This is a genomic window from Actinophytocola sediminis (genome assembly GCF_054779715.1).
In genome coordinates this window covers 72,612-98,159 of record NZ_BAAGXS010000002.1, presented here as the reverse complement: position 1 = coordinate 98,159, position 25,548 = coordinate 72,612, and the positions used below count along the sequence as shown (strand labels likewise).

The 25,548-nt window shown below is 70.3% G+C and carries 32 protein-coding genes; all 32 read left to right on the top strand.

What is annotated here, in order from left to right; genetic code table 11:
- Positions 1-77 precede the first annotated feature (77 nt).
- The 32 genes from ACYVIP_RS01235 to ACYVIP_RS01080 all read left to right on the top strand — a co-directional run bounded on the left by ACYVIP_RS01235 (position 78) and on the right by ACYVIP_RS01080 (position 25,547).
- A complete protein-coding gene (locus tag ACYVIP_RS01235) occupies positions 78-677 on the top strand; it encodes an HNH endonuclease (protein WP_460391012.1) in 600 nt (199 codons plus the stop codon).
- Positions 674-907 (top strand): hypothetical protein, encoded by a 234-nt coding sequence (locus tag ACYVIP_RS01230; protein ID WP_460391010.1) that lies wholly within the window; start codon positions 674-676, stop codon positions 905-907. The genes ACYVIP_RS01235 and ACYVIP_RS01230 overlap by 4 nt, the downstream gene beginning before the upstream one ends.
- Positions 900-1,979, top strand: a complete 1,080-nt coding sequence (locus tag ACYVIP_RS01225) for a DUF5131 family protein (protein ID WP_460391008.1) — start codon at positions 900-902, stop codon at positions 1,977-1,979. Before ACYVIP_RS01230 ends, ACYVIP_RS01225 begins: the two co-directional genes overlap by 8 nt.
- On the top strand, positions 1,976-2,137 hold the full coding sequence (locus ACYVIP_RS01220) for a hypothetical protein (protein ID WP_460391006.1): 162 nt from the start codon (positions 1,976-1,978) through the stop codon (positions 2,135-2,137). Before ACYVIP_RS01225 ends, ACYVIP_RS01220 begins: the two co-directional genes overlap by 4 nt.
- Positions 2,134-2,709, top strand: a complete 576-nt coding sequence (locus ACYVIP_RS01215) for an RNA polymerase sigma factor (RefSeq protein ID WP_460391004.1) — start codon at positions 2,134-2,136, stop codon at positions 2,707-2,709. The genes ACYVIP_RS01220 and ACYVIP_RS01215 overlap by 4 nt, the downstream gene beginning before the upstream one ends.
- Positions 2,706-3,182, top strand: coding sequence for a hypothetical protein (locus tag ACYVIP_RS01210; RefSeq protein ID WP_460391002.1), 477 nt, complete (start codon positions 2,706-2,708; stop codon positions 3,180-3,182). The genes ACYVIP_RS01215 and ACYVIP_RS01210 overlap by 4 nt, the downstream gene beginning before the upstream one ends.
- A gap of 5 nt (positions 3,183-3,187) precedes the next feature.
- Complete coding sequence (locus ACYVIP_RS01205; protein WP_460391091.1) at positions 3,188-3,655, top strand: DUF6248 family natural product biosynthesis protein; 468 nt, start codon at positions 3,188-3,190, stop codon at positions 3,653-3,655.
- A 172-nt stretch (positions 3,656-3,827) separates the two neighbouring features.
- Positions 3,828-4,874 carry an HNH endonuclease gene (locus tag ACYVIP_RS01200; protein WP_460391000.1) on the top strand — a complete coding sequence of 349 codons (1,047 nt, stop codon included), beginning with the start codon at positions 3,828-3,830 and terminating at the stop codon, positions 4,872-4,874.
- Positions 4,871-5,119 (top strand): zinc finger domain-containing protein, encoded by a 249-nt coding sequence (locus ACYVIP_RS01195; RefSeq protein WP_460390998.1) that lies wholly within the window; start codon positions 4,871-4,873, stop codon positions 5,117-5,119. The genes ACYVIP_RS01200 and ACYVIP_RS01195 overlap by 4 nt, the downstream gene beginning before the upstream one ends.
- A complete protein-coding gene (locus ACYVIP_RS01190) occupies positions 5,112-5,699 on the top strand; it encodes a hypothetical protein (protein ID WP_460390996.1) in 588 nt (195 codons plus the stop codon). Before ACYVIP_RS01195 ends, ACYVIP_RS01190 begins: the two co-directional genes overlap by 8 nt.
- Entirely contained in the window at positions 5,696-6,607 is a 912-nt protein-coding gene (locus tag ACYVIP_RS01185) for a hypothetical protein (protein WP_460390994.1), read from the top strand. The genes ACYVIP_RS01190 and ACYVIP_RS01185 overlap by 4 nt, the downstream gene beginning before the upstream one ends.
- Before the next feature lie 146 nt (positions 6,608-6,753).
- Entirely contained in the window at positions 6,754-7,041 is a 288-nt protein-coding gene (locus tag ACYVIP_RS01180) for a hypothetical protein (RefSeq protein WP_460390992.1), read from the top strand.
- 203 nt (positions 7,042-7,244) lie between these two features.
- On the top strand, positions 7,245-7,505 hold the full coding sequence (locus tag ACYVIP_RS01175; protein ID WP_460390990.1) for a hypothetical protein: 261 nt from the start codon (positions 7,245-7,247) through the stop codon (positions 7,503-7,505).
- Positions 7,502-7,831 (top strand): hypothetical protein, encoded by a 330-nt coding sequence (locus ACYVIP_RS01170; protein WP_460390988.1) that lies wholly within the window; start codon positions 7,502-7,504, stop codon positions 7,829-7,831. Before ACYVIP_RS01175 ends, ACYVIP_RS01170 begins: the two co-directional genes overlap by 4 nt.
- A 224-nt stretch (positions 7,832-8,055) precedes the next feature.
- Complete coding sequence (locus ACYVIP_RS01165) at positions 8,056-8,508, top strand: hypothetical protein (RefSeq protein WP_460390986.1); 453 nt, start codon at positions 8,056-8,058, stop codon at positions 8,506-8,508.
- Positions 8,459-10,087, top strand: coding sequence for a hypothetical protein (locus tag ACYVIP_RS01160; protein ID WP_460390984.1), 1,629 nt, complete (start codon positions 8,459-8,461; stop codon positions 10,085-10,087). Before ACYVIP_RS01165 ends, ACYVIP_RS01160 begins: the two co-directional genes overlap by 50 nt.
- Before the next feature lie 29 nt (positions 10,088-10,116).
- Positions 10,117-10,383, top strand: coding sequence for a hypothetical protein (locus ACYVIP_RS01155; RefSeq protein ID WP_460390982.1), 267 nt, complete (start codon positions 10,117-10,119; stop codon positions 10,381-10,383).
- The gene (locus ACYVIP_RS01150; protein WP_460390980.1) at positions 10,380-11,858 is read left to right on the top strand and encodes a hypothetical protein; all 1,479 of its coding nucleotides are present in this window, start codon (positions 10,380-10,382) and stop codon (positions 11,856-11,858) included. The genes ACYVIP_RS01155 and ACYVIP_RS01150 overlap by 4 nt, the downstream gene beginning before the upstream one ends.
- Positions 11,848-12,288 (top strand): hypothetical protein, encoded by a 441-nt coding sequence (locus ACYVIP_RS01145; protein WP_460390978.1) that lies wholly within the window; start codon positions 11,848-11,850, stop codon positions 12,286-12,288. Before ACYVIP_RS01150 ends, ACYVIP_RS01145 begins: the two co-directional genes overlap by 11 nt.
- 110 nt (positions 12,289-12,398) lie before the next feature.
- Entirely contained in the window at positions 12,399-14,984 is a 2,586-nt protein-coding gene (locus ACYVIP_RS01140; RefSeq protein WP_460390976.1) for a phage major capsid protein, read from the top strand.
- A gap of 79 nt (positions 14,985-15,063) precedes the next feature.
- Entirely contained in the window at positions 15,064-15,471 is a 408-nt protein-coding gene (locus tag ACYVIP_RS01135; protein WP_460390974.1) for a hypothetical protein, read from the top strand.
- The gene (locus ACYVIP_RS01130) at positions 15,471-15,749 is read left to right on the top strand and encodes a hypothetical protein (protein WP_460390972.1); all 279 of its coding nucleotides are present in this window, start codon (positions 15,471-15,473) and stop codon (positions 15,747-15,749) included. Before ACYVIP_RS01135 ends, ACYVIP_RS01130 begins: the two co-directional genes overlap by 1 nt.
- A complete protein-coding gene (locus ACYVIP_RS01125) occupies positions 15,749-16,708 on the top strand; it encodes a hypothetical protein (protein WP_460390970.1) in 960 nt (319 codons plus the stop codon). Before ACYVIP_RS01130 ends, ACYVIP_RS01125 begins: the two co-directional genes overlap by 1 nt.
- Positions 16,708-17,175: a hypothetical protein gene (locus ACYVIP_RS01120; protein WP_460390968.1), complete on the top strand. Its 468-nt coding sequence runs from the start codon at positions 16,708-16,710 to the stop codon at positions 17,173-17,175. Before ACYVIP_RS01125 ends, ACYVIP_RS01120 begins: the two co-directional genes overlap by 1 nt.
- 64 nt (positions 17,176-17,239) lie before the next feature.
- On the top strand, positions 17,240-17,680 hold the full coding sequence (locus tag ACYVIP_RS01115) for a hypothetical protein (protein WP_460390966.1): 441 nt from the start codon (positions 17,240-17,242) through the stop codon (positions 17,678-17,680).
- A gap of 1 nt (position 17,681) precedes the next feature.
- Entirely contained in the window at positions 17,682-18,653 is a 972-nt protein-coding gene (locus ACYVIP_RS01110; RefSeq protein WP_460390964.1) for a phage tail tube protein, read from the top strand.
- Between the two features lie 18 nt (positions 18,654-18,671).
- A complete protein-coding gene (locus tag ACYVIP_RS01105) occupies positions 18,672-19,238 on the top strand; it encodes a hypothetical protein (RefSeq protein WP_460390962.1) in 567 nt (188 codons plus the stop codon).
- 11 nt (positions 19,239-19,249) lie between these two features.
- Positions 19,250-19,636, top strand: a complete 387-nt coding sequence (locus ACYVIP_RS01100; RefSeq protein ID WP_460390960.1) for a hypothetical protein — start codon at positions 19,250-19,252, stop codon at positions 19,634-19,636.
- 168 nt (positions 19,637-19,804) lie between these two features.
- On the top strand, positions 19,805-22,213 hold the full coding sequence (locus ACYVIP_RS01095; RefSeq protein ID WP_460390958.1) for a hypothetical protein: 2,409 nt from the start codon (positions 19,805-19,807) through the stop codon (positions 22,211-22,213).
- On the top strand, positions 22,213-24,756 hold the full coding sequence (locus ACYVIP_RS01090) for a carbohydrate binding domain-containing protein (RefSeq protein WP_460390956.1): 2,544 nt from the start codon (positions 22,213-22,215) through the stop codon (positions 24,754-24,756). Before ACYVIP_RS01095 ends, ACYVIP_RS01090 begins: the two co-directional genes overlap by 1 nt.
- A gap of 75 nt (positions 24,757-24,831) precedes the next feature.
- Complete coding sequence (locus ACYVIP_RS01085; RefSeq protein ID WP_460390954.1) at positions 24,832-25,278, top strand: hypothetical protein; 447 nt, start codon at positions 24,832-24,834, stop codon at positions 25,276-25,278.
- Positions 25,278-25,547 carry a hypothetical protein gene (locus tag ACYVIP_RS01080; RefSeq protein WP_460390952.1) on the top strand — a complete coding sequence of 90 codons (270 nt, stop codon included), beginning with the start codon at positions 25,278-25,280 and terminating at the stop codon, positions 25,545-25,547. Before ACYVIP_RS01085 ends, ACYVIP_RS01080 begins: the two co-directional genes overlap by 1 nt.
- Position 25,548 lies beyond the last annotated feature (1 nt).

Here is a 25,548-nt window from a genome sequence, read left to right as displayed (position 1 = left end):
CAGTGCAACAGCTGGAACGACCCTCACCCGCGCGCCCGCGCCCGGTTTCGTCGACCGGCTCGGCGGGGGTGGCGGCCGTGAAGCGTTCGCCGATGTCGCACCGGCGCACCGTCCTGCGCTCTGGTGACCCGCTGAAGCGACGGAAGAACCTGGCGCGTCGGTCGGCCGGGCTGCGGGCGCGGGCGACCAAGCCGGGTCTGCGCGCAGTCGAGCGGGCGGCCCGGCAGGCGGTGTACGCGCGGTCGGGCCGGCTGTGCGAGGGCCCGTGCGGGGCACGCCGGGCGCTGGACTGGCACCACCGGCAGCGCGACGGCCAGGGCGGCGCGTGGAGCCCGCAGAACGGGATGCACTTGTGCAGGCCGTGTCACCGGTGGATCACCGAGCACCCGGCCGAGGCGCGTGCCCGGGGCTGGCACGTCTGGTCGCACGAGAACCCGGCCGACGTGCCGGTGTGGCGCCGGCAGGACGCCTGGGTTCGCCTGACGCCCGCCGGCGGCCTGGCCGAGGTCGAGGACTACCCGGGCAGCACCGACCGGCAGTGCTTCGCGCTGATCAGCTGCTTGGACGACATCTTGCGCTGCGAGCGCGGCGAACTGCACGACGGGGACCACATCAACGGGCTGGTGCGCCGGCCTGTCACGGACGAGGAGCGGATGGCATGGCGGATCACGGCGTGACGGAAGAGATGATCGGCAGGGCGGCCGAGGCGATCAGGCTGCGGTGCGCGGCCGACGAAGAGTTCGTGCTGACCTGGGTCCCGCTGGTCGCGCCCGACGACGGCATGATCGTCGCCGAGGGTGAGCCGGTCGAGATCCCGCTGAACGAGCACTGGGTGCTGCCCGGCGGTGAGGCGATCGGCGAGTTCCGTCTGTCCACCCGGGAGGCGCCGGGGATGTCCGGTGGCTGACCGCAGCGGTATCGAGTGGACGGACGCCACCTGGTCGCCGACGCTGGGGTGCGCCAGGGTGTCTCCGGGCTGCGACAACTGTTACGCGATCCGGACCGTGCATCGCTTGGCGCACAACCCAAACCCGAAGATCGAGGCGGCCGCCGAGGGTCTGACCGCGTACCGGCCGGGTGTCGGTCTGATGTGGACCGGCGCGGTGCGCACGCTGCCGGCCCGGCTCGACCTCCCACTGTCATGGCGCAAGCCGCGCATGATCTTCGTGGACTCCCAGAGCGACCTGTTCCACGACCACGTCCCGGACGAGTTCATCGCCCGTGTGTTCGCGGTGATGTCCCAGGCGCCCCAGCACACCTTCCAGATCCTCACCAAGCGACACGGGCGAATGCGGTCCCTGCTGTCCAGCGAGGACTTCCGGAGCGACGCCCACTCCCGCGCGATCGACCTGGTGCAGAACCGGACAGTCGAGCACGCGTTCCGCTGGCCGCTCCCGAACGTCTGGATCGGCGTCAGTGTCGAAGACCAGCAGAGGGCGAACCTCCGGATCCAGACCCTGCTGGACACCCCGGCCGCCGTGCGGTGGCTGTCCTGCGAACCGCTGCTCGGCCCCGTCGACCTGAAGCGCACGGCAGCGCTCGGCGGCGACGTGCTGACCGATCTCGGCGTGCCAGGGACCACGAAAGTCGACTGGGTGGTGGCCGGCGGCGAGTCCGGTCCGGGTGCTCGCCCGATGCACCCGGCCTGGGCGCGCTCGCTGCGCGACCAGTGCGTGGGCGCGAGGGTGCCGTTCCACTTCAAGCAGTGGGGCGCGTGGGCGCCGATCGGCCCGCTCTACGGCGAGGGCGACGAGGTCGAGGACGCGCACATGGAGGCGGTGCACCTCGAGGTGCACGGGCGCCGCCAGGTCGCCCAGGTGGAGCCGGACGGCACGGTCGTCGACCCGCGCGAGTACCAGCCGGGCGCGGGCACGTGGCTGATGGCCAGGGTCGGCAAGGGCAAGGCCGGCAGGCAGTTGGACGGCCGCACCTGGGATGAGTACCCCTCGGTCTCCGCAGGGGCGGGCGGTGCCGGATGACGCTGCCGCTGTTCGACATCGACCTGAGGTGGCACGGCACGAGCGTCGGCCTGGCGCGGCACGAGCTGGCCGGCGAGGAACTGTGCTGGGCGTGTCGCGAGTGGCGCGACGAGCTCGTGGCCGCGGGCGTCGTGGTGCAGCTGGCGGTGAGCGAGTGACCGATCTGGACATGGACATCCTGCACCGCGCGGTGGCCGGCGACCACCGGGCGCTGGCCGAGCTGCTGGTCTGGCTGCGCCCGGTGGTCGGTCGGTACTGCGCCCGGCGGATCCCTCGGTGGGGTGACGTCGCCGTCGACGACGTCGTGCAGGAGTCCCTCGTGTCCATCGTCGGCTCACTGCCGAAGTTCGAGCCCCGCGCGGTGGAGCACTTCCTGGGCTGGGTGTGGGTGATCGTCCGGTGTCGGGTGTACGACGCGTACCGCGGCCAGCCGCCGGAGACGCCGGTGGCGGACCTGGACGACGTGGCGACCCACGTGGTGGCGACCCACGTGTCGCCGGAGCGGCTGCACGAGGGTCGAGAGGAGCTCGCCGAGCTGGCAAAGGTATTGGGTCGGCTGAAGCCGACCCAGCGCGCGGTTGTCCGCCTGCGGGCCGAGGGCCTGTCGGTCAGCGAGAGCGCGGCCGCGCTCGGCATGACCACGGCGTCGGTGCGGGTGACTCATCACCGGGCGATGACGGTGCTGCGGGCGTGGCGGCGGGCGACCGAGGGCGAGGTGGGCGCGCCATGAGCGCGGCTGTGGGCCGGTCACGCAAAGGGCCCCGGCAGCTCACGCCTGACGAGCTCGTCAGGCTGCGCCTGGCGGTCGGTGTCCCGCCCGAAGGTCCCACATCGGCCCAGCGGAAGACGTGGGCTGTCGAGAACCGCGGCGACCGCAACGACATCAAGCCGGTCGTCGAACCGGCCGATGTAGAACCGACCGCCGATCGCCTGCGTGAGGCCAAGCAGCCGAGCGCCGCCCTGAAGAAGGCGCGCGACGACCGCGACTCGGCACGGGCCCAAGTGTCCGCCCTGCAGACCGAGCTGGACCGGTGGGCCTGGGCGCTCGTTGACGCCAACAGCCAGATCGTTGATCTCGCCGCGCGCCTCGAGCTGGCCGAGCGCGAGCGCGACCAGGCCGCCGCGCGCATCGCCGACACCGCCGACCGCTGGAACGACGTGTGGCCGCGCGTGCGGGCCGAGCTGGACGGGTGGGGCATGTGATCACCATGTCGCCGACCGAGGCCGAGTGGGTCCGCGAGCACGTCTGGCCGAAGGTCATGCGCCAGGCGTACAAGCAGACACCCGCCTACTTCCACGACTGCGCGTGCAAGTGGGGCATGTGCGGGAACTGCGCACGCGGCGACTGCAAGCACGGCGGCCAGCGCTCCTGCACACACCAGCCCCCACGCGGATACGCGCCGTTCCCGTCCTACGAGTGCACCATCACCAACCGCAAGTGGCAGGTACTCGCCCTGCCTGACCCGTTCCACCACCCGCACCGGACCGCGATCGGCTGGCACCGCACCCACGCGGCCATGGTGTGGCTCGCCGACCGCCGCTGCATCTGGTCCTGCCCGTGCCCGTGCCGCACGGGCCCGGCCGCGCCGCAACCGGTCGTGCTGGTGGCCACGCGTCCGCCACGCGTCCCGCCGGATCAGCTGTCCATGTTCGACGTGATCGCCGGGGCCGGGTGATGCCACAGCCCCGTACACCACGGCCGCCGCGAGACATGATCTTGGTCTCGCGGCGCTGCCGTATGTGCCACCAGCGGTCTGCGGTGTCCTGCGAGCCAGGCCCTGCAGTCGGGTCGGCGCGGGCCCGATCCGTTGGTATGGCTGGACATGCGCACCGTGGCGGGTGGTGCTGATGCCGTACTCGCTGATCGCCGACCAGCTTGGCCGCGACCCTCGGTGGGGCGCGATGGCTGACGGCAAGAGGGCGCTGCGGGACGCCCTGGGCTGGTCCTACGTCCGCATGATGTGCGAGACCGCGTCCCACGTGGACGACGGGTATCTGACCCATGAGCAGGCGCTGTCGTGCTGCGACGGCCGCCGCCAGGTCCTCGAGCTGCTGACGACCCCGATGCTCGGCAGGCCGCCGATGCTGCACCGGCCGGGTCAGCAGTGCGCGGCGAAGAACTGCCTCGACAGCTCCCCGCCGTGGGTGGCCGGCTACGCCTACCGCCTGTGCGGATACTTGAAGCGGAACCCGAGCAAGGCGGAGAAGGACCGCAGCGACGCCCAGAAGGCCGACAGCCGAGACGCCGTGCTGCGCCGGGCCGTCTACGAACGCGACGGCGGCTGCTGCCGCTACTGCCGATCTGGGCCGCTCGCGCTGAAGGGCATGGGTCGGGCGAAGGACCGCCGTCGCGCGCTGCAGTTCGACCACCCCGACCCGGACCGGGCCGCCGAGGGCGGCGACAACTACCTGACCGCCTGCGCCCGCTGCAACGAGGAGAAGGGCCACCGCACGCCGGCCGAGGCCGGCATGCGCCGGCTGCCCGCCCCGACACCCGTCCAGGCCGCATGGTGGGCCGAGCGCGGCGAGCAGCTGTTCGACAGGCCCGAGGACGGCCAGGAGAGCCCCGCCGACAACGCGCCCGACAACCCGCCGGACAACCACCACGACAACGCCCCGGACAACCAACAAGGCGTTGTCGACAGCGTTGTCCACACGGTTGTCCGCAACACACCCAGTGGTGTGCACGCACATGTTGAAACGCCTGGTCAGGGACAAGACAACGGCCAGGACAACCCGCCGGAAGGGTCCGGGTCGGGTCGGGTCGGGCAGCACGCTGTCGGTGGCTCCCTCGGCCCCGGCGGGCAGCCAGTACGCGACGCCTCGAGCCCAGACATCTACCACCGCCGGTCCCGCGCACCCGTAGGCCATGACCAGCCCCGGGGGTCGCCATGACCAAGCGCACCCCGCTGCAGCGCTGGAAGGAGGACCGGCTCGCCGACCGGATCGACCTCCGGGACCTGGCCCAGGAAGTGCCGTGCTCGTACTGCCAGGCCGAGATCGGCGAGCCCTGCGTGTACCCGGCCGGCAGCTGGCGAGGCATGCCACTCGGGCGGATGGATCACCCGTGCCGGATCGACGAGGCACGACGACAGCGTGCGGCCAGAACGGCCGCGACGGAAGGGGACGAGGATGGATGAGGTACGCCCGCCGGGCGAACCATCAGCGGCGGACGTGGTGGAGTTCGCCGAGGAACGCGGGTTCGAGCTCAACGACTGGCAGCGCCAAGCGATCCGTGCGCTGTACGACGGTCAACCGTCCGGCCGGATCGCGTTCCGGCGTGAGCGCGCGATCGTCTCGTCGATCCCGCGGGCGACCTTGGGGTCGGACCGGGTGATCCTCGACGAGATCACGAAGTGGGCCGAGCTGCTGCCGGACGAGCCTGCGACCGCTCGGCCGGTGGAACTCACCCGGGCCGAGTTCGATGCGCTGAGGGCGAGCAACCCGCCGATCGGGCGCCCGTGGTCGCCGGCGCTGAACGTGCTCGCGGGCCTGCCGATCGTGCTGGTGTGTGCGCGGCCCGGCTGCCGCAAGCGGTTGGTCGACTGGCTCGACCGGGAGTACTGCTCGGTCGAACATCGAGAGGCGGCCACGGCCTGCATGCCGTTCCGCGGCTTCACCGCGCATCTGGTGATCGTCGACGAACTCGCCGAGTTCGGGGCTGCCCCGCCGTCCCGGCGCGGGTGGCTGCGTCGGGCGATCGGCCGGGTGATCAGGTGAGCGACCGGATCGAGCGGCCGTGCTCGGCACCGGGCTGCGGCCACGTGCACGAGCTGCAGTGCGCGCTGATGTCCATCGCATCGGGAGGTCTCCGTAGGGTCGGCAATCTGCGACGGACGGCGCCGTACGGGTGGCCCGGTGTGGAGATCCTCGACGAGGCGTTCCACGAGCGGGCCGGGCTCTGGGACGAGCTGCAGACCACGCTGGCTCGACTGAGCAGGTCGACCGGCTCGTCGTCGCCTGTCGGCAAGGCCAGCGAGACCCCGATCCTGTACCACGCCCAAGCGTCGGCGGTGGCGCACCGGCTGCGCAACGAGCTGTCGACGTGGGCCCGGTCCCTGGCCGAGGATGATCCGGACCTGGTGCTGCCAGCCGACCATCCGCCGGCGGTCGCGCGCTGGCTCGCGGACCAGCTCGGCGGCTCGTTCGTCTCGGCCGAGATGGCCAGTGGGATCCGCGCGGCGGTCCGGGACGCTAGGCGAGTGATCGATCGAGCACCCGACCGGGTGTATGCAGGCCCGTGCCTGGAGCCGCTCGAGGACGACGTCGCCGAGGATGTCGAGCCACCGCGGTGCCAGGGTCAGTTGTACGCGCTGATGGGCAAGGGAACGGTCCGATGCCACAGCTGCGGCGCGGTGCACAACGTGGAAGTCCGGCAGGAGTGGCTTTCTCGCACGCTCGGGGAGCAGCTGGTGTCGGCGGCCGAGGCGGCGCCGGTGTTGTCCTGGTTGTTGGGCAAGGAGATCACCCGGAACAACATCGCGGCCTGGAAGAGGGACGGCCGGGTCGAGGTGCACGATGGCCGGTGGCCGTACCGGTTCAGTGACCTGCTGGTGCTTGGCCGGGAGATGCGAGCTCGGCGACGACACCCCGGTCGGGAGGTGCCTGCCGTGACGTCACCGCCGTGATCGCTTATCATCGCGATCAGCAGGCGGATGATCTCTGCCCGCACCCTCGATCTACGAAGCCAGTCAGCTGGAGATCGGCACCAGCACGGTGGCCCTGGGTCCTCGAGACCCGGGGCCACCGTCATGCCCGGGGGAGGTGACTCCCGGTGCCACGTCGAGGTACCACCACCGAGCGCGGGTACGGCGCTGAGCACCAGCAGTTGCGCGCCGAGCTGCTGCCCTGGGCCTATGGCCGGCCGTGCCCCCGGTGCGGTGACCTGATGCACGAGGGCCAAGAGCTGGACCTCGGCCATGACGACGAGGACCGCGCCGAGTACCAGGGCATGGAGCACGCGACCTGCAACCGCAGTGCCGGGGCGGCCAAGGGCAATCGGCAGCGGGGGCAGGCACGACCTGCTCGTCGACAACTGAGCGTGAGCGCCTACGACCTGTAAGTGCGCTCGGGCGTTCAAGTCGGGGCTCGAGACCATGATCAACTCTTGATCAACATGTGGGTCCCACTGAAAGTCCCTCCCACCTGCGGCTTCCTGACCCCGGGGCCAGGCGCCTTTTTTCCCCCCGTGACAACCGGCCAGGCTGACTGGCCAGGTAGACGATCTTGATCGAGCTTGTTTATGCAGGCCAGAAGGGGTGTTAGGTGCGCGCAGGTCTGATCCCGAGCGACGAGATCCCGGCGGGTGCTCACCGGATCGTCATGGCCCCGCCCGACGGCGACCTCACCAGGACCGACATCGCGGCTGCGGAGATGCTCGTCGTGCGCGGCCTGCACGGGCTGGAGTACTCCGCGCGGATGATGCTCGAGCCCGCTGAGCGTGAGGCGATCGCCGCCGGCGCCCCGGTGTGGCTGACCTTCGTCGGCAGCGTGCCGCCGTTCGCGGCCGAAGTGGCGGAGCAGTGACCACCCAGGACGAGGTGGCGGTCGTCGTGCTGGAGGCGATCGTCCGGGTCGACGCCCTGCAGCTCTATGTCCGGCAGCTCGAGGTTTACGCCGCGCGGACGCGGGTCGAACTCGCCGACGCACGCGCCGAGCTGGCGGAGCTGGCGGCACAGATCGCCGGGGTCGATCCGTGTGAGGTGTGCGGTCGGCCGCGCACGGTGCACGTGTGCGGCGGCTGCTCGCCGAACCCGATCACCCCCGGCAAGGGGTGCGACAACTGCCGGCACACAGGCTGGAACCAGACGCCGTGCCTCCCGCTGTCGGGGTCGTCGACGAGGTCCTCGTGAGCAAGGGCGAGAGCACCGGCCGGACCCGCCGGTACCGAGAGCGGCTGGCGAAGTGCGAGGACGGCGACCACTCGCTATGCGGCCCTCGGACCCGGTGCCCGAAGGTCGGCAAGCCGGCCGCCGGTGGCCAGTCGGCAGGCCCGGTGACGGGTGCTGGTGACGTGACGGGCGACGTCACAACTCCCTCCAGCGATCGAGTCACAGACCTACTGCCACCAGCAGGTTTGGGTGCTCGCGGGTCACGGCTCTGGGCGGAGTGGAGCGGCCACCGGTGGGCGCCCGGCCACCTGATCACGCTCGAGGAAGCGTGCCGTGCGGCGGACCTCCTCGAGCGCCTACACCTGCTGCTCGCCCAGGACGGGACCGCGTGGCTCGAGCTGGCCCGCAACGATGCCGAGTCCGACGAGGACACCACCGAGCTGCGCGTGGTGGTCAACGGGCTGATGGTCGAGATCCGTCAGCAGCAGGCCAACTTCCGCCAGCTCGTCGCCGAGCTGCGCCTGTCGGGCCGGTCCGGGTCGACGACCAACCAGCCCGCCGTGCCGACCGCGGGCGCCGAGCCGGCCGGGGTCGAGCCCGGCGACGGATCGGCGGTGACCGCGCCGGCCGCCGACGAGGGAGGCCTGGGTGACCTCATCGACGCTGCTGACCGATTCTCGCCCGCGTCCGAGGGTTGAGGGCTACCCCGAATTCAGGGCGAGCAAGGGTGAGCTGGCGGTCAAGCTCGCCGCCCGGGCCGGGCTGATCCTCGACCCCTGGCAGCAGGAGTCGCTGCGGATCATGATGGCCGTCCGCCCGGACGGCCGCTGGGTGTGCCGGCACTACTGCGAGTGGGTACCGCGGCAGAACGGCAAGGGCGCGATCATTGAAGCCCGGACGCTGGCCGGGTTCCTGCTGCTCGGCGAGCAGGAGATCGTCTGGTCGGCGCACGAGTTCAAGACGGCGAACAAGGAGTTCGTCCGTCTGAAGAAGCTGGTCAGGAAGCTCGGCACCGAGGTGCGGCCGGGAGACCCGAGCCTGCTGGACATCCCGATCCGGCCTGGACAGCCGCCGATCAGGGTCAAGGTCTCGTCGGGTAACGACAACAAGGGGTTCACCCGGCTCGACACGGGCGCGACGATCCTGTTCGTCGCCCGTAGCGACGGCAGCGGCCGCGGCTTCAGCGGTGACTTGATCGTGTTGGACGAGTCGTTCGCGCTCACCCCCGAGCACCAGGACGCGATGCAGCCGACCATGCGCGCCCGCCCGAACCCCCAGGTCGTCTACGTGTCGACCCCGCCGTTGAACGGCAATTCCGGCGAGATCATGTTCGAGATGCGGGCCCGCGCGGAGGCGGAGGACTTCAAGCGTCTCGGCTACCGGGACTGGGGTGCCGCCGGCGACCTGGACCACCTCGAGCAGATCGACCTCGACGACCGGGCGCTGTGGGCGGCGACGAACCCGGCCTACGGGATCCGGATCGACGATGAGGACGTCGAGGACGACCGCCGGACCATGACGTCGCGGGGTGGCAGGGGGTTCGCCCGGGAGTGCTTGGGCATCTGGCCATTGCCGGTCGGTGTGGCCGGCGGCTCGATCGCGAAGGCGGACTGGGAGACGCTGCTCGATCCGATGTCGACCCGGGACCGCAGCGCCGGCCTGGCCATCGGCGTGGACCTGTCGCTGCACCGGGACTACGCCGCGATCTTCCTGTTCGGGCGCCAGCCGGACGGGCGTGGCCACGCCAGGATCGTCGACTATGTGGCCGGCACCGACTGGGTTGTGCCCCGTCTCGAGGTGCTCGCCGAGCTGCACGAGCCGGTCACCATCGCGATGGGCCGCAACACGTTCACGTTCCTCAAGACGCAGCTGACGGCGGCGAAATTCACCGAGCCGGTCGACCCGAAGAAGCCGAAGAGGGGCGATCTCGCGGTGATGACCGCGGCCGACCAGGCGGCCGCCTGCACCCAGCTGATCCAGGCGACCCGCCTGCACACGTTCCGGGTGAAGCCGGACGAGGAACTCCCGGAGATCCTCAACGACGCCGTCGCCGGCGCGAAGACGCGACGCACGGGCGAGACGATCGCTTGGGCGCACAAGTCCGAGGACGACGAGACGTCCCCGGTCGGCGCGATGACCGCGGCCCGGTGGGGCTTCTACGAGCGCATCGGCGCCGTCAAGGACTACGGCCCGGCCACGGCGCCGTCACCACCGCCGACGACCGCCGGCACCGACGTCCGCGAGATCTTCCGCCCGATCGGGCGGCTGAACATCTAGCGCCTGAACATCTGAGGAGGTGGTCCCCCGTGGCCGCGAGTGAGATCCGGATCAGGGTGCCGCACCCGTCCAGTGCGCTGCTGAACAACATGCTCGGCGCGCTCGGCCTGGTCGCGATGGTGATCGCGGTCGGCGGGCTGGCCGGCTGGCTGTGGGGCCTGCTCGCCAGCGGGATCGTCGCCGTCACGATCAGCCTGGTCGGCTCCACCTACGCCGCGCCCGAGCTGGCCGCCGCCGAGGAGTCTGATGCGGTCGAGCCGGCGTCGCCGGTCGCCGCGGTGCCGAGGTCGGCGTGAGGCCTCTGCTGCTGCCCCGTCGGGCCGCGCCGGCGCGTGTGGCGCGGGCGACGGAGGCGACTCCCGCTCAGGTGGTGGCGGTCGGTGCGTCGGGTGCCGGCATGTACGGGGATCCGGTCGACAACGACGGCGGTCCGTGGCGGCCGTTGGGTAGCCGTGGACGGGAGATCCCGTACTGGACGCAGGAGAAGGCGCGGACCTACTCGGTCGCGGCGTACCGGCTCAACCCCATGGCTAAGGCGATCATCGACACCTACACCTCGTTCTGCGTCGGCGACAGTGGGGTCAAGTTGGACGTCACCAACCCGCTGGTCGACGTGATCGCCCAGGAGTTCTGGAAGGACCCGATCAACAACGTCGGACTGGCCGAGAAGCAGACGTTGGGTCTGCGGTCGATGATGCTGCTCGGCGAGACCCTGCGGAAGTTCATGGTCGGGCCGGTGTCCGGTGTCGTGCGCTACGCCCCGCACGACCCGACTGTGATCACCGAGGTGTTCAACCGTGACGGCAACGCGGCGTGGCCGGAAGGGGTCGGCATCGGGACCGACACCGTGTGGACGGTGGCCGGCCTGGACGAGCGCACGGGGCTGCGCGACGGGGAGTGCGCGTGGTGGACCCCGTTCAAGGCGATCGAGACCGACGAGAGGTCGCAACCGTTCCTCAGCACGGTGTCGGACTGGTTGGACGCCTACGACAGCGTGCTGTCGAGCCTGGTGGACCGCACGGCGCTGATGCGCTACCTCGTGTGGGACGTCACCGTCGACGGTGACGACGATGCGGTGCAGGCGTTCATCAAGGCGCGCGGTGGTCTGCACGTACCGCGGTCTGGCGGGGTCGAGGTCCACAACGACAAGGTCAAGTGGGAGCCCAAGATGGCCACCACCGGCGCCTATGAGGACTCGGCCGCGGCCAAGTCGGTGCTCACCCTGGTGGCTGGCGGCGCAGGCCTGTCCAAGGTGTGGCTGGCCGAACCGGAGGATGCCAACCGGGCGACGTCGCTGACGATGGCTGAGCCGGTGCGCCGCCGGATCCAGGGCGTACAGGGCGCCTGGGTGGGCTACCAAGCCGAGATGGTGCGCTACGCCGTCGACCGCGCGGTCGCAGCGAAGCGCCTGCCGGCCAAGGTCGAGCGGATCGACCCGAAGACCGGCACGAAGACGATGGTGGCGGCCGCCGACACGGTCACCGTGACCGGCCCGTCGATCGCTGCGGCCGACTCGCAGATCACCGCCAAGGTGTTGCTGTCCCTGTCCGCCGCGCTCGAGCGGTTCCAGAAGATCGGCGCGCTTACCCCCGAGGCGGCGCAGGTCGCCGCGAAGAAGGCGTGGGAGGACTACATGGGCGTGCCCTACAGCGCCGACCTCGGCAAGCCGGACTCGAACCCGGACGACATCGCCGGCGAGGTCGAGAAAGCCAACAAGCCCAAGCTGCGTGCCGTCGGCGCGCACCAAGGAGGAGTCACCGATGCTCGATGAGGTTCGCACCTGGGCCAGCTGGGCGCTCGGCATGAAGCCCAGCGAGGTGGTCGATGCCGCCGAGGTGCCCGACGCTGACCCGCCCGCCGTGGTGGTGCAGACCCACGACGGCCAACGCACCCTTGTCACGGTGCACGCCGACGACGCCGTCGAGGTCGCGCCCTACGACGGCCCGATGCCCAGCGGCACGACCGAAGGCGCCCAGGACAACGCGGATAACGGCGAGGACGGCGAGGCGGGCGATCAGTCGGACGGCGACCCGAGCGCCGTCGACGAGGTGCCGGTGCCGGACGGCAACGCCGAGATCGTGCTCGCCTGGGTCGACCAGGACGCCGCCCGCGCCGCGCGGGCGCTCGAGGTCGAGCGAGCGGGCAAGGGCCGCACGACGCTGATCGCCCAGCTCGAGAAGCTGGCCGACCCGCCGGCATGACCCCTACGCGCTGGCCGTTGACGTGCGCGGACCCGACGTGCGCGACCTGTGCCCAGGACCGCGCCACGGCCGGGTTCCGCGGCGAACAGATCGAGGAGGTGGCGGGACGGATGACAACCTGCCCGAAGTGCGAGCACCAGTTCGACCCCGCTCCGGTGCGCGTCACTGAGTCGGTAACCGCGGTGCCTGTCGGCCGGGCGGTGTTCGCCGACCCGGCGCACCGGTTCCCGATCGGCACCGAGGTTGAGACCAGGGCGTCGTGGGCCCGGATCGCGGAGGCGGACCGGCTGACTCGGGCCCGGATCAAGGCGGCCCTGCGCCGCCTGGACATCCCGGTCAGCGAGAACGCCGTGACCGAGGCGCTGGTCAACGGCAAGCGCTCGTTCGGCGACATCCGCGACCTGGTGCGGCGCGCTGTGCGGACACTGGTCATCTCGCACGACCCGTACTGCTGGCCCTACATCGTCGACCTCACCGACACCGATGTGGTGTATGAGACCGGCGAGCAGCTGTACCAGTGCACCTACACGCTGTCCGGTGACACGGTGGAGCTCGGCGAACCGGTCGAGGTCGCCCGCACCTACGTGCCGGTCACGACACCGGCCGCCGACGAGGCGGCGGCGGGTGCGGCCGAGTCGGCGCGCGGGACGCGGGTGGAGATCGGCAGCTCGGCGCGGGTGCTCGAGGCAAAGGGCACCGACGCCAGCGGAGCCCGGATCTTCCGGGTGCGGATCATCGCCTACGGGGACAGCAAGAACGGCCGCCGCTACCCGGAGAGCGTCCTGCGCGAGGCTGCGCACCTGTACGAGGGTGCGAAGGCCTTCGACCACCACCGCGGCGAGGTGGAGATGACCTCGGGGACTATCCAGGGCCTGGTCGGCTACTACGGCGATGTCACGGCCGAAGCGCAGGGCCTTGAGGCGAACCTCACGCTGCTGCCGTCCGCGACCCATGCCGCCGAGGCGCTCGACGCGGCGCTCGCGCTGGAGGGTGCTGACCCGCTCGTGGGCATCTCCCATGACGCGTACGCGCTGTTCCGCCCGATTCGGGAGGCCGGCCTGCACCTGCAGGAGGCCACCCAGATCACGTCCGTCAACTCGGCGGACATCGTCGCCCACCCCGCCGCCGGCGGACAGGCCACCCGCGTGGTCGCCGGCGGCGTCGACACCAACCCGGCCGGCGAGTCCGCCGGCCAGAGCACGAAGGAGTCAGAAGTGCCACCGACCAAGGAGGAGATCCTCGCCGTGCTGCGGGAGGCCACCGACGGCGAACTCGCCGCGGTCGGCCTGGCACGGCCGACCACCGAGGGCGCGCCGGCCGGCGAGTCCACCAAGGAGGGCACGCCGGCTGGCGGTGTGCCGATGCCCACGACCGAGACTCTCGAGCCGAAGGGCTCGTTCTTGGCTCGGATGTTGATCAGGTCCAAGGTCGAGGAGGCCGACCTGCCGGCGACGATGGTCGAGTCCATCACGGCCGCGCTGCCGGACCGGATCAGCGAGTCCCTTGTGGACGCGCAGATCGCGTCGCTGAAGTCGGCGGTCGCCGGGCTGGAGCGCGCCGGCCTGACGGCGCCGGCGACGGCGAAGGTGACCAAGGAGGCCACCGAGAAGAAGGTTGGCGCGCTGGACGCGTTCTGGGCCGGCAACTATCGGGAGGGTTACCGCTCGCTGAAGCACGCGTTCCAGGACTTCACGGGTCGCCGGTTCGCCTTCGACGAGGACGACAACAAGGTCATCCTGCGGGAGTCCATCGGCCGGTTCGACTCCGGCGACCGCCGCTCGACCGAGTCGCTCGAGTCGGGCAGTTGGGACCAGGCGCTCGGTGACTCGATCCACCGCCGGATGATCGCGCTCTACTCGCAGCCGTCGCTGCAGACGTGGCGTCAGATTGTGTCCGACATCGTGCCGGTGAACGACTTCCGCGACCAGAAGCGAGAGCGGATCGGCGGCTACGGGGTGCTGCCGGAGGTCAACCAGGGCGCCCCATACCAGCCGCTGACCTCGCCGACGGATGAGGAAGCCCTGTACCGGGTGATCAAGCGCGGTGGCACGGAGGACCTCACGCTGGAGATGATCGCGAACGACGACATCGGTGCGGTCCGCCAGATCCCGCGTCTCCTCGGCCTCGCCGCAGCGATCACTCTGTACCGGTTCGTGTGGGACATCCTGGTCACCAACGCTGCCACGAGCTACGACAACACGGCGCTGTTCCACGCGAACCACAACAACACCGCGACGACGGCGTTGTCGCAGACGGCGCTCGACGCTGCGTGGGTGCGGATGCGGCAGCAGGCCGGCTACGGCGACACGAAGAACGTCCTCAGCCTCGAGCCGAAGACGCTGATCGTGCCGACCACCATGGGCCCGCTGGGCTACCAGCTGACCCAGAGCGCGGTGGCGATCCCGTCCAGCGGCAACGATCCGGCCGACCGTCCGAACATGTACCGGGGCATGAGCCTGATCGTGATCGACTACTGGACAGACCAGAACGACTGGTTCCTGGCCGCCGACCCGGCCATGTGCCCGACGATCGAGGTCGGGTTCTATCAGGGTCGCGAGGACCCGGAACTGTTCACGCAGTCCGACCCGGCCGTGGGCTCGATGTTCGACGCCGACAAGGTCACCTACAAGATCAGGCACATCTACCACGGCACCCCGGTCGAGCACCGCGGGCTGCAGCGCAACACCGTCACCTGATCCAACCCCCCAGTCCCACCGGCCGGACGCCATACGGCGTCCGGCCGGTGCCCCTGTCCTGATCTAGGAGAGCCCCACAATGCCTTTGTTCAAGGAACTGCGCGGCGACCTGGTGTTCACCGCGAACATCCCGCCGACCGCGGCCGACACCGACATCGAGGTGCCGATCGTCGAGCTGCCGTTCGACGTCACGGTCACCGGAGTGCTGTGGGTGCCGGGCGCGGCGATGACCGCCAGCGGCACCAACTACGTCGATCTGAACGTGAAGAACCGGGAGGCCGGTGCCGGCACCACAGTTGTCGCGGGCCCGAGGTCGTGGTCGGCCACGAACTCGGTCGCCAACACGCCCGAGGCCGTGACCCTGTCCGCCACCGCCGCGAACCTTGACGCGGACGAGGGTGACTTGCTCACCGCGCACTTCACCAACACTGCGTCAGGTCTCGCCGTCCCGGCGGGCCTGGTCCAGGTGACGGTCCAGGTTCGCTGATGACCGCGCCGGCATCACCGAGGAACGTGACAGCGGCCGGTGTGGTGAACGCGGGCCCCTGCACGTTCCGCGGGCTGTCCCTTCGGGACAGCACCTCGGCGGCCAACGTGGTCACGTTGTACGACAACGCGTCGGCGGCATCGGGCACGGTGGTGGCCACGGTCGTGCTCGCCGAGGACGGCGACGGTCAGGTCAGCGTGCCGGACGGGCTGCACTGCGCGAACGGCCTCTACCTCGAGGCGACCGGCGCGGTCGTCGGCAGCGTCTGGGTGGGCTGATGCTGACCCGCGTCCTGCGCACCGCGGCGGCCACGCTCGAGCACACGTTCGTGGTCGGCGAGGCCCTGACGGACTCGACCGAGACGGTGACGGTGACGATCACCGACGCGGCCGGCACCGCTGTCCAGTCCGGCGACGCCACGTCGGCGGGCGTGGGCACCGGCCGGTACACGGTCGGCCTGGATCCGCAGGCACAGCTCAGCATGCTGACCGTGGCGTGGTCGGCGACCATCGCCGGCGCCGCGGTCGTCGAGGTCGACCAGGTGGAGGTTGTCGGCGGCCGGTTCTTCACGCTGGCCGAGGGTCGCGCCGCTGACCCCAACCTGGCCGACACGGTGAAGTACCCGACGGCGCGACTAGCAGCCGCGCTGCTGGAGACCGAGGTCGAGTGCGAGGAGATCTGTGACCGCAGCTTCTTCCCGCGCTATCGCCGAGAGGTCCTCGACGGCACGGGCACACCGGAGCTGATGCTCCCGGGCCACGACATCCGCTCGGTGCGTGCGGTCAAGGTGGCGCCCCGGGTCGGGCTGCCGTTCGTGGCGTTGACCGTCGACGAGCTGGCGGCGCTCACGGTCACCGATGACGGCCGGCTGCTGCGCGTCACCGGCGCCACGTGGACCGAGGGTCGCGACAACGTCGTCGTCGAGTACGAGGTTGGCTTGGCCGCGCCGCCGCCGGACCTGGTGCTGGCAGCCAAGGTGCGGTTCCGGTCGCGGCTGAACCTGATCAGGACCGGCATCCCGGACCGGGCGATCAGCTACCAGACCTCCGATGGCGCGAACTACCGGCTCGACCAGCCGGGCGCGTTCAAGATCGGTATCTCGGAGGTGGACGCCGCCTACGCCCGCTACTCGAGGCGCGACGGCGCCGGCGGCGAGGACGGCCGGTCGGTGCCGGTGTCGCGCCAGCTCGACTACAACCCGCAGCGATACTCGCTGTTCCACGGCGGGATCCGCTGATGCCCACGGCGTCCAACGCGGTCGCGGCGAAGCGGGCATTGATCGCGCTCGTCGCCGACCTCGGGCTGACCGGCGTCGGCGACGAGCCGGTCACCGTCGCCTACTCCTACCGCGGCTCGGACCACCAGGCCACGCGCGAGCTCGTGCACGGCGGCCTGGTCGAGGGCCCGCAGTCCTACCCCGTCTCGGGTGGTGGCCGCGCCCGCCATCCACGCGACGAGACGCTGACCATCAAGCTCCACATCGTGGTCCGGATCGTCGGCGGCGACCAGGAGGACGCCGAGGCGCGCTGCGTCGAGATCGGCAAGCCGATCGAGGAGGGCATCGCCGCGACGGCGACCCTGTCCGGCCTGACCGGCGTGATCTCCGTCGGCATCACCAACCTGGAGCTCGACGGCGACCTCGACGACGACGCCGCGATGGCGGTCCTCACCTACGACGTCGCCGTCCACTCCCGCCTCACCTGATCCCTGCACCGCGCACCCGCATCGGCGGGTCTGTCGTCGTGCCCGAAACCCCCGAGGAGTCGCTGTGCGTGTCACCTACACCGGCCCGTTCGATGGCGTCGAGATCGCCGCTCTCGGCGTCGTCGTCGAGCGCGGGAAGTCCGTCGAGGTCGACGACGACATCGGCGTCACCCTGCTCGACCAGGCCGGCTGGGACGCCGAGCCGGCGGTCATTGCCGCCTGGGTCGGACATGACCCGGAGCGCGCCGCCCGGCTGCTGACCGCCGAGAAGAACGGCGCTCAGCGTGCCGACCTGATCGCGCGCCTCGAACTGATCGTCGACCCGCCGACCGATCTCGACGTGCCGCCGACCGGCACCGCCGAGGAAGTCCTGGCCTGGGTCGACACTGATCCGTCCACCGTCGTCGCCCGCGCCAACCGCGCGCTGATGGCCGAGTTGTCCGGAAAGAACCGCAGCACGCTGATCGCCCAGTTGGAGCGCCTCAGCACGAACGGGGGCGAGTGACGTGGCCATTCCTTCAGGTCTGGACGCCCAGCTGGGCACCGCCGAGGAGTCGACCTACGGCACCCCGGTGACGGTCGACCGTCACTACGAGTTCCGTAGCGAGTCACTGGCGCTGTCGATCGAGCGGATCGAGTCCCAGGGCCTGCGTCCCGGCCGGCGGATCCTGCCGTCCGCGAGGTGGGCGGCGGGCCAGAGGTCTGTCGGTGGCGACGTCACGATGGAGCTCGTCAACAAGGGCATGGGCCGCTGGTGGAAGCACGCTCTCGGCGGCGTCGCGACCAGCCAGCCGGACGACGAGAACTCGCCGACGGTGTACCTGCACACCTTCACGCCGGGGACGATCCCGACGGGCCTGACGGTGCAGGTCGGTCGTCCGGATGTGACCGGCACGGTGCGCGCGTTCACCTACCACGGCTGCAAGGTGGCGTCGTGGGGGCTGGAGTGCGCGGTCGGTGAGATCGCGACGTTCACCGCGACGCTGCTCGGCGAGGACGAGGACACGGGCACGGCGCTGGCGACCGCGACCTACCCGGCGGACCTGGCGTTGATGACGTTCGTCGAGGGCACGCTCACGCTCGGTGGGTCGGCGCAGGACGTGAAGTCCTTCAGCTTGACCGGCGCCAACGGCCTGTCGGAGGACCGCTATTTCCTGGGCTCCCGGCTGCGCAAGCAGCCGCTGGAGGCGGCGCTGCGCGAGATCACCGCGACGGCGGAGACGGAGTTCGAGTCGCTGACGAACTACACCCGTTTCGTCGCCGGTACCGAGGCTGAGCTGGTGCTCACGTTCGCGGCTGGCGTCATCGAGGACGCGCTTCCATTCCAGACCGTGATCACCGCGAACGTGCGGTTCGACGGCGAGACGCCTGGAGTGTCCGGCGCGGGGCACGTGATGCAGAACGTGCCGTGCAAGGTGATCGACGACGGCACCTTGTCGATCAAGGTCGAGTACCAGACCACCGACGCGACACCGTAGGGCGGGGGGTATCTGGTCATGCCGGCACGCGTGGAGATTCGCGGCACCGCCGAGTTCCGGGAGACCGCGGCGAAACTGAAGGCGGCCGGCGACGGGAGGCTGCGCCGGGAGATGACACGCAACATGCGCGAGGCGGCGCAGCCGGTGATCGGCAACATGCGCCGCGCGGTGCTCGGCACCAGTGCCGCCGGTACGCGTGGTGGCGGCGGGCAGGCGCGTCGCGAGTATCTGCTGAGCCGCGCGCGCAAGCGCAGTGAGCTGATCCAGCGCCGCGCCTACGAGGGGCGTGGCCTGAGGGCCAGCGCGGCCGCGACGGTGAAGGCGAAGGTGGCGACGAGCGCCACGTCGGCGAGCGTGCGGATCAAGTCGCAGGCGTCGCTGATGCCGCCAGATCAGCGGAAGCTGCCGCGCGCGATGAACAAGGGCAAGTGGCGACACCCCGTGTTTGGAAGTCGGAACCGGTGGGCGGGGCAGACCGTGACCCCCGTCGCCTGGTTCGACCGGCCGGCCGCGATCGGTGGCCCTCGGGTCCGCGACAAGGCCGTGAAGGTCGTCGACGAGATCAACCGCAAGATCGTGTCGTAAAGGGGAGAGCAGTGGAAAAGCGCTTGGAGTACCGCTATTTCGTCGGCGAGAGATCGTGGACGCTGGACTTCTTCGATGTGGCGATGTCCGACTGGATCTTGCTGGAGAGGGCTACTGGCTGGTCCTACGCCAAGTTGCTTGTCGAGCACGACCGGGCGTCGATGCTGGCCACCCTGGCGATGCTGTGGATGGCCCGCCGGCGCGCGGGCGAGCCGCACCTGCAGTTCGACGACAAGTCGCTGCAGTCGCTCACGCTGCGGGACCTGCGACGCGAAACCGTCCACGACGGCATGGAGACCGCCGCCGAGGACACGGGCGGGAAGGGGTCTGGCCGGAAGGCGGCCCGCCCTACCCGGGCGCCCCGCGCGCCCAAGAACCCGCCCTCAGCGTCCAGCTAGCGAACCTCAAGCCGTGGCTGCTCGAGCTGTGGAACATCCCGCCCTACGACGCCGGGCGGTTGACCCTGGCCGACTTCAAGACCTGCGAGAAGCAGGTCGAGGAGCACAAGCGCGAGCAGCGAGAGCGGCAACAGCAGCAGGCTCGACGGAGAGGGCGGTGATGATCAGATGGCGGCCAAGGACCTGATCTTCACCGTCCTGGGCATCGACCGCGCGTCGGACACGTTCGACAAGGTCGGCGGCTCCATGGACAAGATGTCCAGGGTCGGCACGAAGTCGATGGCCGCGCTGCTCGGCGCGAGCCTGGGATCCTCGGCCGGCATCGCCGCGGCGGTCTCCGGCATCGGTGTGGTGTTCGCCGCGACGGCCGCGGTGGCGCTGAGCGGGAACGCGGAGGTCGCCCAGTCCTACCGGGACCTCGGGGCCACGATCAAGACCGATCTGGCGGCCGACGCCGCGGTGCTGCAGGACGAGTTCGTCGGCGCGGCCGACCAGATCAACGCGTCGTTCCAGTCGCTGCGCCCGCAGATGCAGGACGCGTTCAGCGCTGCCCAGCCCCACATCGAGTCTCTTGTGGACGGTGTGACGGGGTTCGCCGAGGAGGCCATGCCCGGCATGGTCACGGCCGTCGAACGCGCCGGACCGGTGTTCGACGGGCTTGAGGACTTCCTCGAGTCCAGTGGGCGCGCGACGGGCGACTTCTTCACGGTCATCTCGGAGGGATCGCCGGCGGCGGGGATGGCACTGTCGTCGCTCGGCGACCTGATGGAGGGCGTGCTCCCCAACGTCGGCCAGATGCTGGTCAACCTGTCCGGGCTGTGGGCCGACAACGGCGACCAGACCGTGCGGGTGATCAACGACATCATCAGCGTGGTCACCGAGCTGTCCAGTGGTGCGCTGCCGGTCGTGAGCGACGCGTTCGGGATCGCGCTCGACGTGCTCGAGGCCGTGCTGAACGTGATCCAGCCGATCACTGACCAGCTCGGTCCCATGATCGGCATGTGGCTGTCGCTGTCGCTGGCGATGCGCGCGGTCGACGGGGTGCGCGGCGTGGCCGACCGGGTCGGCAGCTCGGTCGGCAAGATGAGTGACCGGATGTCGGGCGTGCAGGGAGCGGGCCAGAAGATGGCCACGGGTGTCGGCGGCATCCTGAATCTGCTCGGCGGACCGTGGGCGTTCGCGGTGGCCGGCGCGACGGCGGTGCTCGCGCTGTTTGGACAGGAGTCACAGCGCAACGCGCAGGACCAGAAGTCACTGGCGCAAAGCCTGCTCGAGTCCAACGGCGCGTTCGACACGCAGGCTCGCCAGGTTCTCCGGGATTCGCAGCAGTATCAGGACCTGTCTCGCTACATCAAGGACGTTGGCCTGTCGGAGCGCGAGTACCTGGACGCGGTGATCCAGGGCGGTCCAGCGCTGGATGCTCAGCAGCAGCGCCTGGCCGATCTCGCCCACGGGCAGCGGGTGGCGAGCGCGACGTCGCAGGAGGCCCGGGACAAGGCGATCGACCAGGCCGAGGCCGCCAAGCAGCTGCACTACCGCACCGAGAACCTGGTGGGGATGATCTCCGCCGCGCGTGCCGAGTTCGAGCGGGAGCAGGAGGTGATCGGCGGGGTCACCGCGTCGATGGCCGGCGCCGAGCCGGGCGCGGACGCGCTGGCCGAGGCCATGAAGGTCCTCGGCGACGAGACCGCCTCGACCGCGGACCGGGCGAACGCGCTCAACACCGCGTGGATGCGGCTGCTCGGCATCCCGGTGTCGCTGGAGGAGGCCACCTCCGGGTTCGAGGAGGGCCTGGACGCCATCCGCACGCACCTGGATCAGGTGAAGGCGGGCACCGACAACTGGAAGGGCGCGTTGCTCGCGGCGGACGGTCAGGTGATCCTGTCGACCGAGCAGGGGCGGCAGCTGTCGACGGCGCTGATCGGGCAGGGCAACGACTATCGGACGCTGGCGCAGACCGTGTACGACACGACCCTGCAGCGGACCGGCAGCGAACAGGCCGCGACGGCGGCGGTGCGCGCGGCGGCGACGGATCGGCGCGGGCAGTTCATCGCCGAGATGAGACAGATGGGCTTCAACGCGGGGGAGGCTCAACGGCTGGCGAATCGCTACCTCGGTCTGCCCGACGATGTCCTCACGCTGATCCGGGCGACCGCCGGCGGCGCCCAGGCAGTGGTCGATGGGTTCGTGAACCGCAACGACGGCCGCACGATTTCCATGACGCTCACGATCGATCAGATCCCGTCGGGACGGTCACCGTGGGCACGCGCGCTGGGTGGTCCGATCAAGCCCTACGAGATGTACGAGGTCGGCGAGCACGGTCGCGAGCTGTTCATCTCCGACCAGGCGGGCATGATCATCCCGCACAACGCGACCGAGCGGTTCTTGAGCAGCGTGCGCGACGGCAACGCCACGCCGATGAGCCTGGGCGGTGGCTCGATGCCGCGCGCGGGCGGTGCCGGCCGGGGAGGCCGGGTCGTGGTGGAGTTCCGCGGGAGTCTCGCTCAGCTGCTCCGCAACCAGGCGCGGGTGATCGCCGGCGGCGATGTCCAGCTCGCGTTCGGTGGGTCCCGCTGATGGCGTTCCCGGCTGATCCGCTCGACGTCACGGTCGAGCTGCTGCTCGGCGACACCTGGACGGACATCACCGAGTGGGTCGAGATCGAAGAGAGCCTGATCGGCATCTCGCGCGGTCGTGGCGATGAGGCGTCCCGGGTCGACCCCAGTTCGTGCACCTTCGTGGTGGACAACCGCGACGGCCGGTTCAGCCCTGACAACCCGATGGGCCCGTGGTACGGGCTGATCACCCGCAACACACCGCAGCGCGTCACCGTCGAGGGTGCGCGCCGGTATGTCGGCGAGGTCCCGGACTGGCGGACGCGGCTGGATGACACGGGCGCGGACCCGGCCATGCCGGGTGCGGTCGCCGCGACCGGGATCCTGCGTCGGATCAACCAAGGTGCGACGCCGCTGCGGTCGGTGATGTACCGGGAACTGCTGCAGCTCGGCCACGTGCAGGCGCCGATCGCGTACTGGCCCTGCGAGGACGGCTCCGACACGACCGCGCTGTGGTCGGCGCTGCCGAACCGTCGGCCGATGACGATCGCCGACGGCCTGCAGCCCTCGAGCTACTCGGGGTTCGCCTGCTCGGAGTCGATCCCGGTGCTCGCCGACACCCAGTTCTTCGGCAACGTCCGCGGCTACGACACCTCGGCCGGGGTGATCACCGCGCTGTGCCTCGTGCACCTGCCCGACGACGGGCTGGCCGAGGACGGCTCGTCGCTGATGGTGTGCAACGGCACCGGATCCGGGTCCTACTGGCGCGTGCAGGCCAATGTGGACAGAACGGTCCGGCTGCAGGTCGCCGACGACGAGGGCACGGTGCTGTCGACCTCGGGCAACAGCACGTTCACGATCGGCACGGCCGGCGCCCTGGTCATCCTGCGTCTCATCCAGAGCGGTGCGAACACGTTCTACGGCGTCCGGGTCTACAACGTCGGCGCGGACGCCGTGGAGTCTCTCACCGGCACGCTGTCCAACCGCACGTTCGGGAGGATCAACCGGATCACCATCGGCGCGACCCACAACCTCGGCCAGACCGCGGTCGGGCACGTGGCCCTGTTCACTGGCCAGATCGCCGACGCCCGATACATGACGGCGGTCAACGCGCACCTCGGCGAGGCAGCGGGCCGGCGGATCGAACGGATCTGCCTCGAGGAGGGCATCCCGCTCGGTGTGGTCGGCGACCTCGACGACACCCACCCGATGGGTCCGCAGCGCGCACGTCCGGCGACCGAGCTCCTGCACGAGGGGGCCGCGGTGGACCGCGGCATCCTGCACGAGCCGGTCGAGGTGTCCCGCGACCTCGGAACGTTCGAGACCAGCGGCAGCACCGACGGCTGGGTCGGCGCCGGCGACGACCCGCCCGCGGTGGCCGGCTCGACGACCCGGGCGCACACCGGCACCAGATCGATGCTGATCACCTGGGCCGGCGGGTCCGACACCCAGATCGTGCGCCAAGACTCCCAACCGGAGATGTTCATCCCCGGCCACTCCTACACCTGGTCGTGCTGGGTATGGGTGCCCACCGGCGACAGCGCCGTCGCCGTCGCGGTCGGCGGCATCGGGATCGGCGAGTCGAGCACCCTGACCGACACCTGGGAGCAGCTGTCCTACACCTGGGTGGCGACCGCGACCGACAACCAGCCGCAGCTGTGGGCGGTCGTCCCGGCCGGCGCGGGCGACCAGGTCTGGGTCGACGACATCACCATCACCACCGACCGCCCCGGCCTGGCCTATCGAACCGGCCGAGGCCTCTATCTCCAGAGTGCATCGCTCGACCTCGACTTCCAGCTAGGGCACCTCGCGCCCGCGCTGGAGCCGGTCAGCGACGACCAGCACCTCGCCAACGACGTCAGCATCACCCGCACCAGCGCGGCCACAGCACGTGCCGTCGTCGAGGACGGGCCGATGTCCGTCCGCGAGCACCCGAACGGCGTCGGCCGGTACACCTACTCGGAGACGGTCAACCTGCTGACCGACGAGCAGGCCGAGCAGCTCGCCGCCTGGGAGGCCTACCTCGGCACCCGCGGCGAGCCCCGCTACCGCGAGCTGGTGGTGGACCTGGTCGGCACCCCGGAGCTGATCCCGCAGGTTCTCGACACCGACATCGGCGACCGGATCACGGTGGCCAACCCCCCGATACAGATCACGCCGTGGCCGATCGACCAGCTCGCGCAGGGCTACGACGAGACCATCGGCAACTTCGACTGGACCGTCGCCTACACCTGCACCCCGGCGCGGCCCTACGACGTCGCGACGGTCGACGCCAGGCGCTGCGACTCCCTGTACTCGACCCTCGACGCCGGTATCGACGAGGACGACACCACCCTCCCGGTCGCCGTCGAGACCGGTCGGGCGGCGTGGACCACCGACGTGATGCAGTTCCCGATCGACATCACCGTCGGCGGCGAGGACATGAGCGTCACGGCTATTGGCGAACCGGTCGGCGGGGTGCAGGAGTTCACGGTGGTCCGGTCGGTCAACGGGGTGATCAAGTCGCACGGCGCGAGCACGGAGGTTCGGCTCGCGTTCACCCAACGAGCCTACGTAGCGAGGTGACCAGTGGCGTTTCCCGACTGGGATGCGGGCCAGCTCATCACGGCCGATGAGCTCAACGACAGACAGCCCAGATCCGTGTACAAGACGGCACAGGAGTCCCGGATCAGCGACACCGTCCTCTCGGACGACGACGAACTCAGTGTGCCGTGCCGGGCGGGCTTTATTTACACGCTTCGCGCGGTGATCTTCTACTCCAGCGGTGTCGACACCGGGGACCTGAAGTACGGCTGGACCGCGCCAGCGGACTCGTCGATGTGGTGGGGCAACTTCGGCCTGGACATCGGGTCGACCACCCAAAGCGGCTCGCTCAACACCCACTTCAACACCGACCCCGACGGCAACGGCAACAGGCAAGTCGGCGCCGTGTCCGAAGGTCCGGTCGAGATGAGCATGGATGGCCTGCTCACCCCCGGCGCCGACGGGAACCTCACCTTCCAATGGGCACAGGGCACATCGTCGGCGACCGCGACCATCGTGCGCGAGACCTCCCACGTGATCCTCTCCCCGATCAGGCGGTTCTGATGACGACCGAGGTGATCGTCGCGCTGATCTCCAGTCCTGTCCTGGTTGCGGTGCTCGGGCTGCTGCGGGAGACAAGAAAAACCAGGCGGGACAACGAAACCGAGCATCGGGTAGTGGCCACGAAGGTCGACGAGCTCGCGAAGGACACGACCGAGATGCGGGCAGATGTGAAAGACATCCGAACCGAGCAGAACCGGCAGGGCCAGCAGCTGGCCACGTTGCAGGCGCGGTTCGACGATCACCTGCTCGAGCGGACAAGGGGACGGTGAG

What these genes read in the sequence shown, in the direction of transcription:
- ACYVIP_RS01220 (WP_460391006.1), top strand. Translation starts at nt 1,976, where the DNA reads ATGACGCTGCCGCTGTTCGACATCGACCTGAGGTGGCACGGCACGAGC.
- ACYVIP_RS01210 (WP_460391002.1), top strand. Translation starts at nt 2,706, where the DNA reads ATGAGCGCGGCTGTGGGCCGGTCACGCAAAGGGCCCCGGCAGCTCACG.
- ACYVIP_RS01205 (WP_460391091.1), top strand. Translation starts at nt 3,188, where the DNA reads ATGTCGCCGACCGAGGCCGAGTGGGTCCGCGAGCACGTCTGGCCGAAG.
- ACYVIP_RS01200 (WP_460391000.1), top strand. Translation starts at nt 3,828, where the DNA reads ATGCCGTACTCGCTGATCGCCGACCAGCTTGGCCGCGACCCTCGGTGG.
- ACYVIP_RS01195 (WP_460390998.1), top strand. Translation starts at nt 4,871, where the DNA reads ATGACCAAGCGCACCCCGCTGCAGCGCTGGAAGGAGGACCGGCTCGCC.
- ACYVIP_RS01190 (WP_460390996.1), top strand. Translation starts at nt 5,112, where the DNA reads ATGGATGAGGTACGCCCGCCGGGCGAACCATCAGCGGCGGACGTGGTG.
- ACYVIP_RS01145 (WP_460390978.1), top strand. Translation starts at nt 11,848, where the DNA reads ATGCTCGATGAGGTTCGCACCTGGGCCAGCTGGGCGCTCGGCATGAAG.
- ACYVIP_RS01140 (WP_460390976.1), top strand. Translation starts at nt 12,399, where the DNA reads ATGACAACCTGCCCGAAGTGCGAGCACCAGTTCGACCCCGCTCCGGTG.
- ACYVIP_RS01135 (WP_460390974.1), top strand. Translation starts at nt 15,064, where the DNA reads ATGCCTTTGTTCAAGGAACTGCGCGGCGACCTGGTGTTCACCGCGAAC.
- ACYVIP_RS01130 (WP_460390972.1), top strand. Translation starts at nt 15,471, where the DNA reads ATGACCGCGCCGGCATCACCGAGGAACGTGACAGCGGCCGGTGTGGTG.
- ACYVIP_RS01125 (WP_460390970.1), top strand. Translation starts at nt 15,749, where the DNA reads ATGCTGACCCGCGTCCTGCGCACCGCGGCGGCCACGCTCGAGCACACG.
- ACYVIP_RS01120 (WP_460390968.1), top strand. Translation starts at nt 16,708, where the DNA reads ATGCCCACGGCGTCCAACGCGGTCGCGGCGAAGCGGGCATTGATCGCG.
- ACYVIP_RS01105 (WP_460390962.1), top strand. Translation starts at nt 18,672, where the DNA reads ATGCCGGCACGCGTGGAGATTCGCGGCACCGCCGAGTTCCGGGAGACC.
- ACYVIP_RS01095 (WP_460390958.1), top strand. Translation starts at nt 19,805, where the DNA reads ATGGCGGCCAAGGACCTGATCTTCACCGTCCTGGGCATCGACCGCGCG.
- ACYVIP_RS01090 (WP_460390956.1), top strand. Translation starts at nt 22,213, where the DNA reads ATGGCGTTCCCGGCTGATCCGCTCGACGTCACGGTCGAGCTGCTGCTC.
- ACYVIP_RS01080 (WP_460390952.1), top strand. Translation starts at nt 25,278, where the DNA reads ATGACGACCGAGGTGATCGTCGCGCTGATCTCCAGTCCTGTCCTGGTT.